15 protein-coding genes and 1 pseudogene are annotated in these 16,821 nt (G+C 71.3%); 8 read left to right on the top strand and 8 right to left on the bottom strand.

Translation table 11 applies throughout. From position 1 onward, the window contains the following. The first annotated feature begins 22 nt into the window (after positions 1-22). Both ctaC and WHN02_RS24830 read left to right on the top strand, forming a co-directional pair. Positions 23-988, top strand: coding sequence for an aa3-type cytochrome oxidase subunit II (ctaC, locus tag WHN02_RS24835; RefSeq protein WP_434741074.1), 966 nt, complete (start codon positions 23-25; stop codon positions 986-988). A gap of 11 nt (positions 989-999) precedes the next feature. After that, a complete protein-coding gene (locus tag WHN02_RS24830) occupies positions 1,000-1,425 on the top strand; it encodes a cytochrome c oxidase subunit 4 (protein WP_434741073.1) in 426 nt (141 codons plus the stop codon). A 99-nt stretch (positions 1,426-1,524) separates the two neighbouring features. On the opposite strand, the gene trpD is transcribed toward WHN02_RS24830, so the two are convergent. The 3 genes and pseudogenes from trpD to WHN02_RS24815 form a co-directional block, all read right to left on the bottom strand. After that, on the bottom strand, positions 1,525-2,571 hold the full coding sequence (gene trpD, locus WHN02_RS24825; protein WP_434741072.1) for an anthranilate phosphoribosyltransferase: 1,047 nt from the start codon (positions 2,569-2,571) through the stop codon (positions 1,525-1,527). 124 nt (positions 2,572-2,695) lie between these two features. Next, positions 2,696-3,091 (bottom strand): hypothetical protein, encoded by a 396-nt coding sequence (locus WHN02_RS24820; RefSeq protein ID WP_434741071.1) that lies wholly within the window; start codon positions 3,089-3,091, stop codon positions 2,696-2,698. A gap of 227 nt (positions 3,092-3,318) precedes the next feature. Continuing rightward, positions 3,319-4,257, bottom strand: a pseudogene (locus tag WHN02_RS24815) (cytochrome c oxidase assembly protein); the annotation flags it as partial. Positions 4,258-4,427: 170 nt separating this feature from the next. Between WHN02_RS24815 and ctaE the strand changes: the two are divergent. The 5 genes from ctaE (at position 4,428) to WHN02_RS24790 (ending at position 9,554) form a co-directional block, all read left to right on the top strand. Further along, a complete protein-coding gene (gene ctaE, locus WHN02_RS24810; protein WP_350895785.1) occupies positions 4,428-5,027 on the top strand; it encodes an aa3-type cytochrome oxidase subunit III in 600 nt (199 codons plus the stop codon). A gap of 75 nt (positions 5,028-5,102) precedes the next feature. Then, positions 5,103-5,939: a cytochrome bc1 complex diheme cytochrome c subunit gene (qcrC, locus tag WHN02_RS24805; protein ID WP_434741070.1), complete on the top strand. Its 837-nt coding sequence runs from the start codon at positions 5,103-5,105 to the stop codon at positions 5,937-5,939. A 67-nt stretch (positions 5,940-6,006) separates the two neighbouring features. Further along, positions 6,007-7,086: a cytochrome bc1 complex Rieske iron-sulfur subunit gene (qcrA, locus tag WHN02_RS24800; RefSeq protein WP_434741069.1), complete on the top strand. Its 1,080-nt coding sequence runs from the start codon at positions 6,007-6,009 to the stop codon at positions 7,084-7,086. Continuing rightward, on the top strand, positions 7,083-8,705 hold the full coding sequence (gene qcrB, locus WHN02_RS24795; RefSeq protein WP_434741068.1) for a cytochrome bc1 complex cytochrome b subunit: 1,623 nt from the start codon (positions 7,083-7,085) through the stop codon (positions 8,703-8,705). Before qcrA ends, qcrB begins: the two co-directional genes overlap by 4 nt. Positions 8,706-8,867: 162 nt before the next feature. Continuing rightward, positions 8,868-9,554, top strand: a complete 687-nt coding sequence (locus tag WHN02_RS24790; RefSeq protein WP_434741067.1) for a DUF4142 domain-containing protein — start codon at positions 8,868-8,870, stop codon at positions 9,552-9,554. 174 nt (positions 9,555-9,728) lie between these two features. Here WHN02_RS24790 and WHN02_RS24785 read toward each other — a convergent pair whose 3' ends face one another. The 5 genes from WHN02_RS24785 to WHN02_RS24765 form a co-directional block, all read right to left on the bottom strand. Continuing rightward, positions 9,729-10,016: an Lrp/AsnC family transcriptional regulator gene (locus WHN02_RS24785; protein ID WP_350895780.1), complete on the bottom strand. Its 288-nt coding sequence runs from the start codon at positions 10,014-10,016 to the stop codon at positions 9,729-9,731. A gap of 68 nt (positions 10,017-10,084) precedes the next feature. Next, entirely contained in the window at positions 10,085-10,957 is an 873-nt protein-coding gene (locus tag WHN02_RS24780; protein ID WP_434741066.1) for a sugar phosphate nucleotidyltransferase, read from the bottom strand. After that, positions 10,954-11,496: an NUDIX hydrolase gene (locus WHN02_RS24775; RefSeq protein WP_434741065.1), complete on the bottom strand. Its 543-nt coding sequence runs from the start codon at positions 11,494-11,496 to the stop codon at positions 10,954-10,956. Before WHN02_RS24775 ends, WHN02_RS24780 begins: the two co-directional genes overlap by 4 nt. 65 nt (positions 11,497-11,561) lie before the next feature. Further along, positions 11,562-13,352: a RelA/SpoT family protein gene (locus WHN02_RS24770; protein WP_434744059.1), complete on the bottom strand. Its 1,791-nt coding sequence runs from the start codon at positions 13,350-13,352 to the stop codon at positions 11,562-11,564. 119 nt (positions 13,353-13,471) lie between these two features. Further along, positions 13,472-15,235 carry a DEDD exonuclease domain-containing protein gene (locus tag WHN02_RS24765; protein ID WP_434741064.1) on the bottom strand — a complete coding sequence of 588 codons (1,764 nt, stop codon included), beginning with the start codon at positions 15,233-15,235 and terminating at the stop codon, positions 13,472-13,474. Between the two features lie 126 nt (positions 15,236-15,361). Between WHN02_RS24765 and WHN02_RS24760 the strand changes: the two genes are divergently transcribed. Beyond that, positions 15,362-16,753: an NYN domain-containing protein gene (locus WHN02_RS24760; RefSeq protein ID WP_434741063.1), complete on the top strand. Its 1,392-nt coding sequence runs from the start codon at positions 15,362-15,364 to the stop codon at positions 16,751-16,753. Positions 16,754-16,821: the final 68 nt, after the last annotated feature.

The following is a 16,821-nucleotide window of genomic DNA, read 5'->3' as shown; positions in this document are numbered from 1 at the left end:
CGCGCTAGGGAGGCAGGACCAGGTGGTCGCAGGGAATTCGGACGTACGGCCGGTGGCCGTGCGGCACGACGCTTCTCCGGGAGCCGGTCGACGGCGTGGTGCTGGCCGGGTCGCGGGGCTCGGTCTCGGCGCGGTGGCGCTGCTGACCACGCTCACCGGCTGCGACGTCGGTGCGGCGTTCGGCGGCTTCGGCTGGCCGCAGGGGGGCATCACCCCCGAGTCGCAGCGGATGTACGACCTCTGGATCGCCTCCTGCATCGCGGCGCTCGCCGTCGGTGTCTTCGTGTGGGGCCTGATCTTCTGGTGCGTCGTGCGCTACCGCAAGCGGGGCAACACCCTGCCGGTGCAGACCCGGTACAACCTGCCGATGGAGTTCCTCTACACCATCGCGCCGATCCTGATCGTCTCGGTGCTCTTCTACTACACCGCGATCGTGCAGACCGACGTGAACCGGGAGTCGGAGAACCCCGACGTCACCGTCGAGGTCGTCGCCTTCAAGTGGAACTGGCAGTTCAACTACCGCGACGGCCAGGGCGTCGAGGCGAACACCGTGGCGTCGACGCTGGGCACCAGCGAGGTCATCCCGGTGCTGGTCCTGCCGACCCAGCGCTCGATCCGCTTCGAGGAGACCAGCCGCGACGTCATCCACTCGTTCTGGGTGCCGGAGATGCTGTTCAAGCGGGACGTCTTCCCGGGTAACGTCCGCAACACGTTCGAGGTCTCCGAGCTGCGCACCGAGGGGGCGTACGTCGGTCGTTGCGCCGAGCTGTGCGGCAGCTACCACGCCTTCATGAACTTCGAGCTGCGGGTGGTCTCGCCGGAGCGTTACGACCAGTTCCTCGCCGCGAAGCAGGACGGGTCGTCGACGCAGGAGGCCCTCCAGGCCATCGGCGAGGAGCCGTACGCCGTCACCACCCGGCCGTTCGAAACGCGCCGTACGACGAGCAACTTCAACCCGGACAACGCGCCGGCCGGCTCGGGAAGCTGAGGGGTCAACCGATGAAGACCGAGTGGCGGATCTTCCTGATCATCGCCGCCTTCCTGGCCGGCACCGCCGTTCTCTACGGTGCCTGGACGGCGGGGGACGGCGGTGAGGTCGAGTGGATCGGTACCACCGCCCTCACCCTGTCCTTCCTGCTCTGCTCGATGTGCGGCGGCTTCTTCTGGTTCGTGTCCCGCCGTATCGACCTGCGGCCCGAGGACCGTCCCGACGGTGAGATCGCCGACGGCGCCGGGGAGATCGGCTTCTTCAGCCCGGGCAGCTACTGGCCGTTCGCGATCGCCCTGTGCGCGTCGATCACCGGCCTGGGTCTGGTGTTCTGGCAGCTCTGGCTGGTCGGCACGGGCCTGGTCGCGGTGACCCTGGCGACCGCCGCGATGCTCTTCGAGTACTACACCGGCACCCGGCGCACCGCCGAGCACTGAGACGGCGTCGCCGAAGCCCGCCCCCGGTTCGTCCGGTGGCGGGCTTCGGCGTGTGTGCGTCGTGTGGCAAGCCGTCGGACGGGTGTCCGGGGAGCCGGGTCAGGCGGAGGGGGCGAACTCGACCCACCGGTCGAGGACCTTGGCGGCGGCACCGGAGTCGATCGCCTCGGCGGCCCGGGTCAGCCCGGCGCGCAGCACCTCCACGAGGTCCCCGTCGAGGGGACCCTGGGTGGCCAACGCCACCGCCGCGTTGACCAGGACGGCGTCGCGGACCGGCCCCGGCTCCCCGGCGAGCAGCCGCCGGGCCACGTCGGCGTTGTAGGCGGCGTCGGCACCCCGCAGGTCACCGGGGGTGCAGCGGGGTACCCCGAGGTCGACGGCGTCGAGGAGGGCCTCCCGGACGGTGCCGTTCTGGGCCACCCAGATCCGGGTGGGAGCGGCGGTGGTGAACTCGTCGAGCCCGTCCTCGCCCCGCATCACCACGGCGGAGTCCCCCCGGGCGGCGAAGACCCCTGCCATCACCGGGGCCATCCGCCTGTCGAAGCAGCCCACCGCGCCGGAGCGGGGGCGGGCCGGGTTGGTCAGGGGACCGAGGAAGTTGAAGGCGGTGGGTACGCCCAACTCCCGGCGTACCGGACCGGCGTGCCGCATCCCCGGGTGGAACCGGGGGGCGAAGCAGAACCCGATTCCGACCTCGGTGACGCACCGGGCCACCTGCTCGGGGTCGAGGTCCAGCGGAACCCCGAGGAATTCGAGCAGGTCGGCGGTGCCGCAGGAGGAGGAGGCGGCCCGGTTGCCGTGCTTGACCACGCGTACCCCGGCCCCGGCCACCACCAGGGCGGTCATCGTGGAGATGTTGACGGTGTGGGCGAGGTCACCGCCGGTGCCCACCACGTCGAGGGCGGTGGCCCGGACCTCCTCGGGGAGGTCGACCGGGACGGACCGGGTGAGCATCGCCTCGACCAGCCCGCCCAACTCCGCCGAGGTCTCACCCTTGGCGCGCAGCGCCACGGCGAAGCCGGCGATCTGGGCCGGGGCCGCCCCGCCGGACATGATCTCGCCCATCGCCCAGGCGGTGTCGGCGGTGGCGAGTTCTTCGCCCCGCAGCAGCGCGGCGATCAGGTGCGACCAGGTCCGTTCGCCCATGGTGGGCCTCCCGAGCGGGCGTGAGGTGCGGTGTGGTGGCTGGTGCCGGCCGCCGGTCGGGCGTCCGGGGGAGTCCGGCGACGTCGGCCGGTACCGGACCGACCGGGCCTCGCCGTGGGGCGACTCAGGCCGGGGCGTGGGTGCGCAGCAGTTGGGCGACGGTGGCGCCGGTGGTCACCGGGTCGAGCGGGTGCACCAGGGTCGCCTCGACCTCGGCGTACGCCGCGAGCCATCGGTCCGCGGCCCTGGCGATCACCAGGCAGACCGGGGGGGAGTCGTCCCGGTCGTCCTTGACCTGACGGGCCACCCCGATCCCGCCGGCCGGGGACGCCTCCCCGTCGAGCAGCAGGAGGTGGATCTCGTAGGTGTCGACCAGACGGATGCACTCGTCGAACGTGGCGGCCTCGATGAACTCGACCTGGAGGTCGGCCGCGGGCCGGGTGCCGACGGCCAGCCGCATCTGGTCACGGATCCTCTGGTCGTCGCTGTAGAGCAGGACGGTGTAAAGACGATCGCTCATCGCTGGCTGGCTCCCACCTCGTAGCTGCCCGCCGATCGTACCGGTCGGGGTGACCGGCATCGCCCCCGCCCGGGTGCGGGGGGTCAGCCCGCCGTCGGCGCTGTCGGTTCCCCGGCCCTGGCTCCGGCGGGTCGCCCGACCTGCGCCCCGGCGTCCGTCCCGACCTCCGACCCGGGGTCGGTGCCGGCCGGGGCCTCGGGAGAGGTCGCGGCGGGTCCCGGCGGGGGTTCCTGCGCCGCAGCCCGGGCCTCCTGTCTGTCGAGTTCCCGGTCGACGCGGCGGGCCTCCCGCTCGGACTGGCGTACCCACTGGACCACCAGGACCGCGAGCATCGTCACACTGACGAACTCGCCACCGGCCCAGAGGATCCCCCCGGCCAGCACCTGGTCCTCCCACGGGTCGGCCCAGGTGAGGTTGAGGGAGGCGTACCAGTCGCCGCCGAAGAGGGTGCTGCTCTGCATCACGGTGAGGCCGAGCACCGTGTGGAACGGCACCGACAGCAGCATCAACAGCGCCCGACCGGGGTACGGCCACCGGGTGGGCATCGGGTCGAGGCCGAGCAGCGGCCAGAAGAACACGCAGCCGGTCATGATGAAGTGGGCGTGCGTCAGCTCGTGCGCCCAGGTGTGCTCCAGCGTGTACCGGTACAGGTCGGTGAAGTAGAGCACGAACGGGTTGACCACGAAGATGGCGAACGCCACCAGTGGATAGCTGTAGACCTTCGCGACCCGGCTGTGCAGCACCGCCAACAGGCGTCGACGGGGGGCCGGCGGAAGGGTCCGCAGGGCCAGGGTGACCGGCGCGCCGAGGGCCAGGAAGATCGGCGCGATCATGGACAGCACCATGTGCTGGACCATGTGCACCGACAGCAGGGCGGTGTCGTAGGCGTGCAGCCCGCTGACCGTCACCGAGGCGATGCCGCCCAGGCCGGGGCCGATGAAGAAGATCGTCCGGGCCACCGGCCACCTGTCGCCCCGCATCCGCAGGCGGTACACCCCGTAGAGGTAGATCCCGGCGGCGAGGACCAGGCCGAGGGCCAGCCAGCTGTCCAGCCGGGTCTCGGTGAACACGGCGGTGACGGAGAACGGGGGCGGGCCGGGTTCGGCCGGCGCGGCCGTCAGCTCCGGGGTGACGGCGGCTGCCGAACTCGCCGGACCGACGGCCAGGGTCGACACGGCCTGTCGGGCGACGGTGAAGATCGGATCGACGTGCAGCACGCTTTTCAGGCTAGGCCAGGCGAACCGGACGCCCCCCGGCGGGCCTCCAACGGCACGTCAGAGGGACAGGAGGGCGACCCCGCTGATCGCCGATCCCGGTCACGGGCAATAATGACCGCGTGACTGCGGCCCCAGCCATTGACAAGAGCCGGATCCACTCTCTGACGCGCCCCAACATGGTCAGCGTCGGCACGATCGTCTGGCTCTCCAGTGAACTCATGTTCTTCGCGGCGCTCTTCGCGATGTACTTCTCCATCCGCGCGGCGGCGCCCGAGCAGTGGGCGCAACACACGCCCGAGCTCAACATCCCGTACGCGACGACCTTCACGACGATCCTGGTGCTCTCCTCGATCACGTGTCAGATCGGCGTGTTCGCGGCGGAGCGGGGTGACGTGCACGCCCTCCGGCGCTGGTTCACGATCACCTTCGTGATGGGGTTGATCTTCCTCATCGGCCAGGTGAACGAGTACGTGACCCTGGTCAGCCACGGCATCAAGATCAACGCAGACGGGTACGGGTCGGTCTTCTACCTGACCACCGGCTTCCACGGTCTGCACGTCGCCGGTGGCCTGGTCGCCTTCCTCATATTCATGGTCCGGACCACCATGGGCCGGTTCACCCCGGCCCAGGCCACCTCCGCGATCGTCGTGTCGTACTACTGGCACTTCGTGGACGTGGTGTGGATCGGGCTCTACGGCATGATCTACTGGCTGCAGTGATCTTGGCGCGGTCGTCGCGTACCGCGCCGCTGCTCCCCTCCCGAAGCAAGGTCCCACCGGTTAAGGACACAGGTCATGACTTCTGACAACGACCGCCGAGGCGGTCTGCTCGCGCGGCTGCGCCGCGGGCGGTCCGCAGCGCCCAGCAGGGGTCGCCGACGGCTGGGCGCCGCAGTCCGGCTGATCGCCGCCCTGACCCTGGCCGGCGGCGCGTACACGCTCTTCGCCCCCGGCGTGCAGGCGCAGGAGAACCCGCCGCTGACCGGCGCCGCAGCCGAGGGCAAGGCGCTGTTCGACGTGAGCTGTGTGACCTGCCACGGGCGCAACGCGCAGGGCGTCGAGGACCGCGGACCGAGCCTGATCGGGGTGGGTGCCGCCTCGGTCGACTTCCAGGTCAGCAGCGGTCGGATGCCGATGGCCCGCCAGGAGGCCCAGGCGGGACGCAAGCCCCCGGTCTTCACCGACGAGCAGACCCGTCAGCTCGCCCAGTACGTCCAGGAGCTCGGCGGCGGTCCGATCATCCCCGAGGGTGACCTCTCCCGCGGTGCCGACCTGGCCGTCGGCGGAGAGCTGTACCGGATCAACTGCTCCCAGTGCCACGCCTTCTCCGGCGGTGGCGGGGCGCTCTCCTCGGGCAAGTACGCGCCGAGCCTGATGCCGGCCAGCGACCGACAGATCTACGCCGCGATGCTCAGCGGCCCGCAGAACATGCCGGTCTTCGGTGACAACCAGCTCTCGCCGCAGGAGAAGGCGGACATCATCGCCTACATCCAGCAGAGCCTGCAGAACACCCAGGACCCGGGTGGCTTCAACCTCGGGCGGTACGGGCCGTCCACCGAGGGTGTGGCCATCTTCCTGGTCGGGATCGTGGCGCTGGTCTTCGCCGCGCTGTGGATTGCAGGAAAGTCGTGATCAAGCAGATTCGTGGTGGCACTGCCGAGGTGCCGGCTGCCGGCACCGGCCGTAGGGAGGTGACTGCGTGAGCGCCCAGACCCAGACCTCGGCGCCGGGTGAACAGTTCGACGTGAACGACCCCGAGGCGACCCGGTTCGACATCCTGCGGGAAGGCGCTCGTCGGGACGACATCGAGATCGTCCACTACGAGCCGCAGTACGCCCCGGGGAGCAAGGCCGAGCGTCGACTGGTCCGCTTCGTCGTCAGTCTCTTCCTGCTCACCGGCCTGGCCGCGACCGCCTTCCTGGCGATCTACATCTGGTGGCCCTGGGAGTACAGCCTGAGCCAGGGCGGGGACCGGTTCTACACCCCGCTGCTCGGGGTGACCCTGGGCGTCGCGCTGCTCGCACTCGGGTTCGGCATCCTCACCTGGGGCAAGAAGCTGCTGCCCAAGGAGGTGTCGATCCAGGACCGGCACGAGGGCGTGTACTCCGAGGAGGACCGCCGGATCACCGGCGAGACGATGCTCTACATGGCCGACGAGCTGGGGGTGCGCCGGCGTCCGCTGCTGGGCATCTCGCTGCTGGCCGGGCTGGCCCCGGTGGCGGCCGTCGCCGCCGCCCCGATCGTCGGTGGTCTGATCAAGGACCCGCACAAGAGCGGCCAGCTCACCACCACCGGGTTCGCTCCGGCCGACGGGCAGCTGATCCGGTTGATCCGGGAGGACGGCCGTCCGCTGCGTCCGGCCGACATCAGCGCCGGTGGTCAGATCACCGTCTTCCCGGGGGTCAGCCACGGGGTGAGCAACCAGTACGCGAACTCGCCGACCCTGCTGATCCACCTCCGTGAGGAGGACGCGATCAAGTCGCGGGAGGCCAACGACCAGGTCGGCCACAACGACTACATGTGGGGCAACTACGTCGCCTTCTCCAAGATCTGCACGCACGCCGGCTGCCCCGCCAGCCTGTACGAGCAGCAGACCAACAGGCTGCTCTGCCCGTGCCACCAGTCACAGTTCCTGATCACTGACAACGCCAAGCCTATCTTCGGCCCGGCAAGTCGGCGGTTGCCGCAGTTGCCGATCACGGTCGACTCCGAAGGCTTCTTCGTCGCGAAGTCCGACTTCACCGAGATCGTCGGCCCGGACTTCTGGGAGCGTCCATGAAGCGTCGTAAGCTAGACGTCGCCGCGGTACCGGGCAAGGCCGCCCGGGAGCTGGACGACCGGTTCCAGGCAGCGACCCCGCTGCGGAAGCTGCTCAACAAGGTCTTCCCCGACCACTGGTCCTTCCTGCTCGGTGAGATCGCGCTCTTCTCGTTCGTCATCCTCCTGCTCACCGGCGTCTTCCTGACGTTCTTCTACGAGCCGGGGATGACGGAGGTGATCTACAACGGCAGCTACGCGCCGCTGCGTGGCACCCCGATGACTGCGGCGTACGCCTCGACCCTGGACATCTCGTTCGACGTCCGGGGCGGTCTGATCATGCGTCAGATGCACCACTGGGCGGCGCTGCTGTTCATGGCGTCGATCATCGTGCACATGATGCGGGTCTTCTTCACCGGTGCGTTCCGTAAGCCGCGGGAGACCAACTGGATCATCGGTTCGCTGCTGTTCTGGGTCGGGTTCCTGGCCGGCTTCACCGGCTACTCCCTGCCGGACGACGGCCTCTCCGGCACCGGCCTGCGGATCGCCTCGGCGATCATGCTCTCCATCCCGGTGGTCGGCACCTGGGTCACCTCGTCGGTCTTCGACGGGGACTTCCCGGGGACCATCATCATGAGCCGGTTCTTCATCGCCCACGTGCTGCTCATCCCGGGTCTGCTGGTGGCGTTGATCAGCGTCCACCTCGGGCTGGTGTTCAAGCAGAAGCACACCCAGTGGCCCGGTCCCGGCCGGACCAACAACAACGTGGTCGGCGAGCGGATGTTCCCCCGGTACGCGATCAAGCAGGGCGGCTTCTTCATGGTCGTCTTCGGCGTGGTCGCCATGATGGGTGGTCTGTTCCAGATCAACCCGCTCTGGTACTTCGGCCCGTACGAGGCGTGGGTGGTCTCCGCGGCCAGCCAGCCCGACTTCTACGTGATGTTCCTGGACGGGTCCACCCGGTTGATGCCGGCCTGGGAGCTGCACATCCCGATCGGCGACGGATACGTCATCCCACCGCTGTTCTGGCCGACCGTGGTGCTACCGGGGATCCTGGTCGGGCTGTCGCTGTTGTATCCGTTCATGGAGGCTCGGCAGACCAAGGACTACCGCAGCCACAACCTGCTCCAGCGGCCCCGGGACGTTCCGGCCCGCAGCGGTCTCGGCGCGATGGCCCTGACGTTCTACATCATCCTGACGCTCTCCGGGGCGAACGACGTCATCGCCGACAAGTTCCACATCAGCCTGAACGCGATGACCTGGATCGGCCGGGCGGGTCTGCTCCTGCTCCCGCCGTTGGCGTACTACCTGACCTACCGGATCTGTCTGGGTCTGCAACAGCACGACCGGGAGGTTCTGGCGCACGGTGTCGAGACCGGCATCATCCGGCGGCTGCCGGACGGTCGGTTCGAGGAGGTGCACCAGCCCCTCAGCATGGGCCAGGACGGCCACGGCGAGTTGGACTACGCCGGTTGGGTGGTGCCGAAGAAGATGAACCGGCTCGGGGCGCTCGGCCCGGCCATCCGGGGCTTCTTCTACCCGATCGAGAAGCCGGCGGAGGCTCCGGTCTCACCAGGGCATCCGCCCGTGGAGCCGCGTCCCGACCGCGAGAAGATCGGCAGCGGCGACACCCGCCCCTGACCGTCAGCGACACCCCGACGGCGCCCACCGGGACCCATCCCGGTGGGCGCCGCCGTATCCGCGCACCCGGCGGATGGCTCCACCGGGTGGTGGTGCGGGGGATCGCAGGAATATCCCGGGCCAGTGGGGTATCCGTGCGGTCCAACGAAAAGGGGGGGAAACATGTTGGGTCTCAAACGCCTCGGGCTCCTGACCGCCATGGTGGTGGTCGGGATCGCGCCGGCCGCGTCGGCACAGGCTGCGGTGCAGCCGTCGACGCAGGACACCCAGTACCTGCAGGCGGTGCACCAGGTCAACCTGTTCGAGATCGCCTCGGGTGAGCAAGCCCAGGAAAAGGGCCAGAACCAGCAGGTCAAGGACCTGGGTAAGCAGTTCGTGACGGACCACACCGCGCTGGACGAGTCGGTGCGCAACGTCGCCAAGCAGCTCAACGTCGAGCTGCCCAACGAGCCGACCGCCGACCAGCAGGCAGTGCTGGACGAGCTGAACGGTCTCAGCGGCGCCGAGTTCGACAAGGCGTGGGTGACCGCCGAGCTGGCCGGTCACGTCCAGGCGATCCAGGCCACCCAGACGGAGATCTCGCAGGGCTCCGAGCAGTCGGTGGTCCAGCTGGCACAGGACGCACTGCCGGTCCTCCAGACGCACTACGACGCGCTGGTGGCGCTGGCCCAGACCCTGGGCATCCCGGTTCCGCAGGCCAGCGCCAGTGGTACGCCCAGCCCGGGTGCCACCACTGAGGCTCCGGCTCCGGGGGAGACCACCACCGAGGCTCCGGCCCCGGAGGGTACGGTCACCGAGTCCCCGGCGCAGCCGGAGACCACCGAGACCCCGGCACCGGCCCAGAGCTGACGCCCCGGTCGACGTGTGGCCGGCCCACCCCGAACGGGGTGGGCCGGCCATCGCCCTGTCCAGGCGGTGTCAGTCGGCGTCGGCGTCGGCCGGGCCGGGTGGCGAAGGTTGCTTCCCGGGCGGTGTCAGTCGGCGTTGGCCGGGCCGATGGCGAAGGTTGCTTCCCGGGCGGTGTCAGTCGGCGTTGGCCAGGCCGATGGCGAAGGCCTCCTCCAGGTCGTGCTGGGAGTAGGCCCGGAAGGCGATGTGCGACTCGGTGTCGAGCACCCCGGGGACCTTGGAGATGCGACCGGCGATCACCTGGGCGATCTGCTCGAACTCCCGGACCCGGACCACGGCGATCAGGTCGACGTGCCCGGCGACCGAGTAGACCTCGCTGACCCCGGGCAGTGCGGCCAGTGCCTCGGCCACCTCGGGGATGGAGTCGGTGGCGCAGTCGATCAGTACGATCGCGGTGATCACTGGTCCGCCCTTCGTCGTGCCGGTTACGGCCTCGGCGTGGGTGCCGACGCCGTTGACCATGCTAGACGTCACTGCCCGACGGCGACGGTGAGGTCGGCCGACACCCGGATCGCGTCCCGCAGCACCTCGTCGGGGCGGACCGTCGCCCCCGGCCACACGACGGTGTGCAGGACGTCCCCGTCGACCCGGGCCCCCGCCCCGACCACCGACCGGCGGCACCGCCCGGTGACCGTGGCGCTCGGGTCGACGAGGGCGGAGTCCCCGGCGGCGTGCAGGTTGGCGGCGAGGTAGTCGGCGGGGGTCCCGGTGTCGTAGAAGGCCCCCCGGTACGGCACCACACTCAACGACCCGGTCGCCTCGGCCGGTCGCCACACCGCCCGGACCAGGTCGGCGAAGGTGGGGGGCAGGTCCCGGACCAGCCGCCACGGCAGGACGGAGAACCCGACGAAGTGGTGGCCGTCGAAGGTGCCCGGCTCGGTGGGGTTCGGGGCGGGGCGGCCGAGCAGGCGTACGGTCTCGCCGTCCCAGCCGTCGAGGAGGGCGGCGACGTCCGGGCCGGGGTCGGCCTGCGGGTCGGCCAGGTACGCGTCGGCGTTGCCGACCAGGACGCCCCGCCCGCCGATCCAGTCCCGCAGGTTCCCGATCCCCCCGGCGGTGCCGAGCGGGTCGCCCCGTTCCACCGACAGGTGGGCCCGGTCCCCGACCTGCTCCACCACCTGGTCGCCGAGGTAGCAGGCGTTGACCGCCACGGACCGGGGGCCGGTCAGACCCAGCCCGGCGAGCCGGGCCAGGGCCCGGTCCAGCAGGGTGACGTTGCCGACCGGGCAGAGGGCCTTGGGCACCCGCTCGGTGAGGGGACGCAACCTGGTGCCCTCTCCGGCGGCCAGGACCACCGCGCAGACCTCCGGTGGACCGCCGGTGGTGCTCTCGCCCCCGGTCACGGTGTCGTGTCCGGCAGGGGAGGTGGGAAGTTGCCCGCCTCCGGGCCGATGCCGTAGTACCCGAGCAGGCGGGCGGTGGGCCAGCTCAGTCGGGGCAGGTCGTCCAGGGGATGCCAGGCGGCCTCGAAGACCTCGGCCCCGTCGACCTTCAGGGCGGTGGTGGAGGCGGGGACCTCGACCTCGAAGACCATGTCGACCCAGCCCTTGGCGTGCACGATCGCGTTCGGCGTGGCCGGGCGCAGCCGGGTCGGGGGCAGCCGGATCCCGGCCTCCTCGTACAGCTCCCGGGCGGCCCCCACCGCCGGGGGCTCGGCCTTCTCCAGCAGCCCGGCCGGCAGGGTCCAGCTGTGCCCGGGCGGCTGACGCAACATCAACAACCGGCCGGCTCCGTCGGCCTCGGAGTCCCGGACCAGGGTGACCGCCCCGATGACGTACTTCGGGACGGCGAGTCGGACCAGCCGGCGGCGCACCGGGAAGGGCAGCCGGTAGAAGAGCTTGTACCCGAGGGCCCGTCCGGTGGCGCGGGTGCGGGGGATCATGCTCTCAGGCTAGTGGGGGCCCCGCGCCGTCCGGGGGGCCGGGGAGGGTTGCGACCCCCTCGGGGTCACTGCCGGTAGTCGACGAGGTCGATGAGCTGGCGAACCACCTCGTCGGGTTCCACCGTCCGGTCGACGACGGCGACCAGGAGGGTCTCCAGGTCGGGGTAGCCGAGTTCCTCGGAGAGGCGCAGCAGGGGCAGGTCGCTGGCCAGGCCCCGGTCGTGTTGTCGCAGGGCGAGCCCGATGGTGGCCCGACCGAGGCGTACCTTGTCGGCGATCGAGATGCCCGGCTCGGTGTGCTCGGCGAACCACCTGTTGATCTGCATCTGGGCGTGCGGGGACTTGACGAACTCCAGCCACTCCCGGCGTGGACCCCGGGGGGCGGCCTCGGCCTCGAACCCGCTCTGGGACCCGTTCTCGGTGAAGATCTCCACCACGTCGCCCTCGTCCAGTTCGGAGGAGAGCGGGGCCAGTCGGCCGTTGATCCGGGTCGCCAGACAGTGGTCCCCCCGGTCACTGCCCAACTCGTACGCCAGGTCGACCGGGGTGGCTCCGGCCGGCAGGAGCACCTGTCGGCCCTCGGCGAAGACCTGGATCTGGGCCTCGGCGAGGTCACACCGCAGGGATTCGAGGAACTGGGCCGGGTCCGGGGCGTCCTGCTCCCAGTCGAGCACCCGCCGCAGCCAGTCGAGCTGGTCGGCCCGGGCGGCGGCCCGTCCCTTGGCCTTCGGGAACCGGAAGTCGGCGGCGACGCCGTACTCGGCCGACCGGTGCATCTCGGTGGTCCGGATCAGCACCTCGACGGTCCGGTTCACCGGCCCGCAGACGCTCGTGTGCAGGGACCGGTAGAGGTTGTTCTTCGGCGAGGCGATGAAGTCCTTGAAGCGTCCCGGCACAGGGCGCCACACCCCGTGGATCGCGCCCAGGGCGGCGTAACAGTCGGTCGCCGGGCCGTCCACCACGACCTCGATCCGGGGCAGGTCGAACGGGACGCCGTGCCCTCCGGCGACGGTGTCCTTCCAGATCGAGTAGAGGTGTCGGGGGCGGGGGGCGACCTGGGCGGTGACCCGGTCGCGGCGCAGTGCCGCCCTGGCCCGGGCGGCCACGTTGCTCAGGTACGAGTCCCAACCGGGCCGGTCGTGCACGTGCCGGGCGATCCGGGCGTGCTCCTCGGGCTCCAGGTGCAACAGCACCACGTCGTCGAGCTCCCGCTTGAGGGTCTGGATGCCGAGCCGGTCGCAGAGCGGCACCAGCACGTCCAGGGTCTTGCGGGCGATCCGTTCCCGACTGGCCGCCGAGCGGACCCCGAGGGTACGCATGTTGTGCAGCCGGTCGGCCAGCTTGATGATCAGCACCCGGACGTCCTTGCCGGCCGCGATGATCATCTTCCGGGTGGTCTCGGCCTCGGCGGCCTTGCCGTAGAACGCCTTGTCGAACTTGGTCACCCCGTCGACGAGGTGGGCCACCTCGGGGCCGAAGTCGTCGGCGAGGGCCTGGAGGGTGTAGCGGGTGTCCTCCACCGTGTCGTGCAGCAGCGCCGCCACCAGGGTGGTGGTGTCCATGCCCAGGTCGGCGCAGATCTCCGCGACCGCCAACGGGTGGGTGATGTACGGCTCGCCGCTCTTGCGGAACTGCCCCCGGTGCATGTTCTCGGCGATCGAGTACGCCCGACGCAGCACCGACGAGTCGGCGCTGGTGTGGATGCCGCGATGGGTGCGGACCAGGTGGTGGACCGGGTCGGCCTCGTTCGTCGGCCAGGTCAGCAGCGAGCGTAGGCGGCGTGTCAGGGGCAGCTCACCGGGCTGGTTGGACAACGCGCCACCCAGGGCGGCCCCGCGTCCGGCGTCGACGTCCACGTGGGACACCTCCTCACCCCGCTCCGGGTCACCGGACTCCGGTAACCGGAAGCAGGCCCACGAATCGGGCAGGACTGCACTCTCTTAACAGCCTAAGTGAGTCGGGGTCGTCCGAATGGTCACTTGCTCATGGGCGTTCGGTCGAGACTTTGGTGGGATCCGGCGGCCTCCGCCCTGACCAGCAGTTCCCGGAACCGCCCCGCCCCCGCCACCGGGGAGGCCCATCCCGAGGTCATCTCCACCAACCGGGTCTCGGGCCGCTCCAACCAGGACAGGATCCGCTCGGACTCCTCGGCCGTGGCGGCCGGCACCGGGCCGTGGCCGGGTGACACCGTCTCCGCCGTCGCCCGGATCACCTCGAAGGGGCGTCGCGGGTGGACACCGGCCGGACAGACCCCGGCTCCGGCGAGCCGACCGTGCCGGACCAGCGCCAACTCCCAGCCGCCGCCGGGGGCCGGGCGGGCGGCGGCCACCTCGGCGATCCCGGTCAGCGCGGCCAGGCGCTGCATCCGTACCGCCGCCCGCAGGACCGCCACCAGCCGGGACCGGGCCACGCCGGCCTCCTCGTACCGCTGGTCGGCGCTGAGCCGTTCGATCCGGGCCAGCAGCGCCGTCACCACCGGCTGCGGGTCCCCGGTGGTGGCGGTGCGGAACGGGTCGACGGCGCGGTGGGCGTACTCCTGCGGGGTGATCCGATGCTCGCAGGGGGCCGGGCAGCGACCCAGCTCGGCCAGCGCGCACGCCGGGGTGACGGTCCGCAACGACAACCGGTGGGTGCACTGGCGCAGCGCGAGGGCGTCGTGGAACCCGGCCGCCGCCAGTTCCGCGGCCCGTCGGGAACCGAACGGTCCGAGGTAGGCGTCGTCGCCGGGGGAGATCCCCCGGGCCACCGACAACCGGGGGTACGGCCCGTCGGTCAGCTTCAACCAGACCGCCCGTTCCGGGTACTTCGAACGTCGGTTGTACGGCGGTGCGTGGGCGGCGATCAACCGGAGCTCCCGGACCTCCGCCTCCAGGGGGTGCGCGCACTCCACCGCCTCCACCCGCTGCGCGGCGGCGAGCATCTCCGAGATCCGGGCCCGCTTCTCGCCGGCGGTGAAGTAGCTGCGGACCCGGGTGGCGATGTCGCCGGAGGTGCCCACGTAGAGCGGTCGGTCGTCGGCGGCCCGGAAGATGTAGACCCCGGGGACCTTCGGCAGCCCCTCGGCGAGGTGCCGCTTGCGGCGCTGGGTCGGGGTGACCGCCCGGGCGAACTCGATCGCCTCGCCGATGGTGTCCACCCGGTGTCCGCCGAGGCGGGCGATCAGCCCGTGCAGGACGTCGACGGTGGCCTTGGCGTCGTCGAGCGCCCGGTGGGTCGGCTGGGTCGTCGTCCGGAAGTAGGCCGCCAGGGTGCCGAGCTTGCGGTTGGGCACCTCGTCGCGGGTGAGCACCCGTCGGGCCAGGGCGGCGGTGTCCAGGACCCGGGGGTTGGGCCACCGGTGGCCGTGCCGGGCGCAGGCGGCCTTGAGGAACCCGACGTCGTACGGCGCGTTGTGGGCGACCAGGACCGCGTCGCCGAGGAACTCCAGCAGGCTCGGCAACACCTCCTCGACGGGGGGCGCCGGCAGCAGCATGGCCTGGGTGATCCCGGTCAGGACGGTGATGAACGGCGGGATCGGCACGCCCGGGTCGACCAGGGTGGCCAGCACCCCCAGTTCCTCGCCGCCCCGGACCTTCACCGCGCCGATCTCGGTGATGCCACCACCGTCCGGCGCGCCGCCGGTGGTCTCCAGGTCGAGGACCACGAAGGTCGTCGCGTGCAGCGGGAGCGCCGGATCGACCCCGGAGCCGTAGGGGTCGACACCGGCGAGGGTCTGTTGGACGTACTCACCACCTGTCACCTGCGGCACCGTAACGCCCTGGTCCGACACTCCTGCCCCACCGGTCCCGCCGACCCCACAGGTATACGATGAGAGATCGGCTCACTCACCGGGCGGTGGGCCCGGCCCCGGTGGGAGACTTGCCAGATGCCCCTCACCGAGCCTCACGACGACAACCTCGACCCCGACCCGGTCGAGCAGGAGTCGGTGTCCGAGCAGGTGACGGGGGCGCACGAGGCGGAGCCGGTGCTGCCCGAGCCGGTCCGGCAGCGGATCGTCGCCCTGACCGCCACGGTCCTGCCCGGCCTTCCCGGCGACGAGGTGCCGGTGCCGCTGCGCCGGGTGGCGAAGTTCGCCCCGAACCGACGGGCCCGACTCGGTGCCTCGATGATCGCCGCGCAGCTCACCGGCGACCCGCTGTTCCGGCAACGGGTCGCCACCAGGGTCCTCACCGAGGCCGGTGACCTGGGGGCGGCGGTCGTCGAGGGGACCGCCCCGGCCGCGGCCGACCCGGTCGAGGTGGCCGCCCTGGCCTACCTGGCCAGGCCGGCAGGGTGGCGGGACCTGATCGAGTCCAGCGGCGCGGCGGTCCGGGCCGAGTCGGACAGTGCGGCCGTCGCCGAACTGGTCCGGGAGGCCGAACAGCGGGCCAACCGCGCCGAACACGACCGGACCGTGGCCCGGGTCGAGGCGGACAAGCTCCGCGACGAGCTGGCCCGGGTCCGGGAGGAACTGGGTCAGTTGCGCGAGGAGTCCCGGCAGTTGAGCCGTACCCTGCGGGAGACCCAGGGTCGGGAGCGCAAGGCCACCGAGCTGCTCGCCACGGAGCGGGGCCGGGCCACCCGGGCGGCGGCCGACGTCGACGCCGAGCTGCGCCGGGTCCGCGCCCGGCTGGCCGAGGCCGAGGCCGCCGCCGGGGTGGCCAAGGCCAACGCCAAGGAGGCCCGGTCGGTCGACGACGCCCGGCTGTGGCTGCTGCTGGAGACGATCGGACAGGCCGCCGTCGGGTTGCGCCGGGAGCTGGCCCTGGATCCGGTGCTGAAGCTGCCCGCCGACTTCGTGGCCGAGAGCTGCGCCGAGACGACCGGCGCCAACGCGTCGGCGGACACCCGCGCCCGGGACACCGACGACCCCGCCCGGCTGGACCAGCTGCTCGCCCTGCCCCGGGCGCACCTGGTCGTCGACGGGTACAACGTCACCAAACGCGGTTTCGGCGAGATGTCCCTCGAACAGCAGCGCAAGCGGTTGATCACCGGGTTGGGCGGCATCGCCGCGCAGACCGGCGACGAGGTCACAGTGGTCTTCGACGGGGCCGAACGGATCCACGGACTGCCGCCCACCCCACGCGGGGTCCGGGTGCTCTTCTCCCGCAAGGGGGAGACCGCCGACGAACTGATCCGCCGACTGGTGCGCGCCGAACCGTCCGGCCGTCCGGTGGTGGTGGTCTCCTCCGACCGGGAGGTCGCCGACGGGGTCCGCCGACACGGCGCGTACCCGCTGGGGGCGGACTCCCTGCTGCGGCGGTTGGCCCGCTCCTGACCGCCCGACCGGCCCGGGAGTCCGGGTCGTGCGGGGCGTCTCCGGGGCCCGCCCGGCGGGCAATAGGA

It is taken from the genome of Micromonospora sp. SH-82 (assembly GCF_051132485.1).
In the GTDB taxonomy this organism is placed as follows: domain Bacteria; phylum Actinomycetota; class Actinomycetes; order Mycobacteriales; family Micromonosporaceae; genus Micromonospora.
The sequence above is the reverse complement of the archived record's forward strand: the minus strand, read 5'-3'. Positions and strand labels throughout refer to the sequence as shown.

What these genes read in the sequence shown, in the direction of transcription:
- WHN02_RS24760 (WP_434741063.1), top strand. Translation starts at nt 15,362, where the DNA reads ATGCCCCTCACCGAGCCTCACGACGACAACCTCGACCCCGACCCGGTC.
- qcrB (WP_434741068.1), top strand. Translation starts at nt 7,083, where the DNA reads ATGAAGCGTCGTAAGCTAGACGTCGCCGCGGTACCGGGCAAGGCCGCC.
- WHN02_RS24775 (WP_434741065.1), bottom strand. Translation starts at nt 11,496, where the DNA reads ATGATCCCCCGCACCCGCGCCACCGGACGGGCCCTCGGGTACAAGCTC.
- WHN02_RS24830 (WP_434741073.1), top strand. Translation starts at nt 1,000, where the DNA reads ATGAAGACCGAGTGGCGGATCTTCCTGATCATCGCCGCCTTCCTGGCC.
- qcrC (WP_434741070.1), top strand. Translation starts at nt 5,103, where the DNA reads ATGACTTCTGACAACGACCGCCGAGGCGGTCTGCTCGCGCGGCTGCGC.
- WHN02_RS24820 (WP_434741071.1), bottom strand. Translation starts at nt 3,091, where the DNA reads ATGAGCGATCGTCTTTACACCGTCCTGCTCTACAGCGACGACCAGAGG.
- WHN02_RS24790 (WP_434741067.1), top strand. Translation starts at nt 8,868, where the DNA reads ATGTTGGGTCTCAAACGCCTCGGGCTCCTGACCGCCATGGTGGTGGTC.
- trpD (WP_434741072.1), bottom strand. Translation starts at nt 2,571, where the DNA reads ATGGGCGAACGGACCTGGTCGCACCTGATCGCCGCGCTGCTGCGGGGC.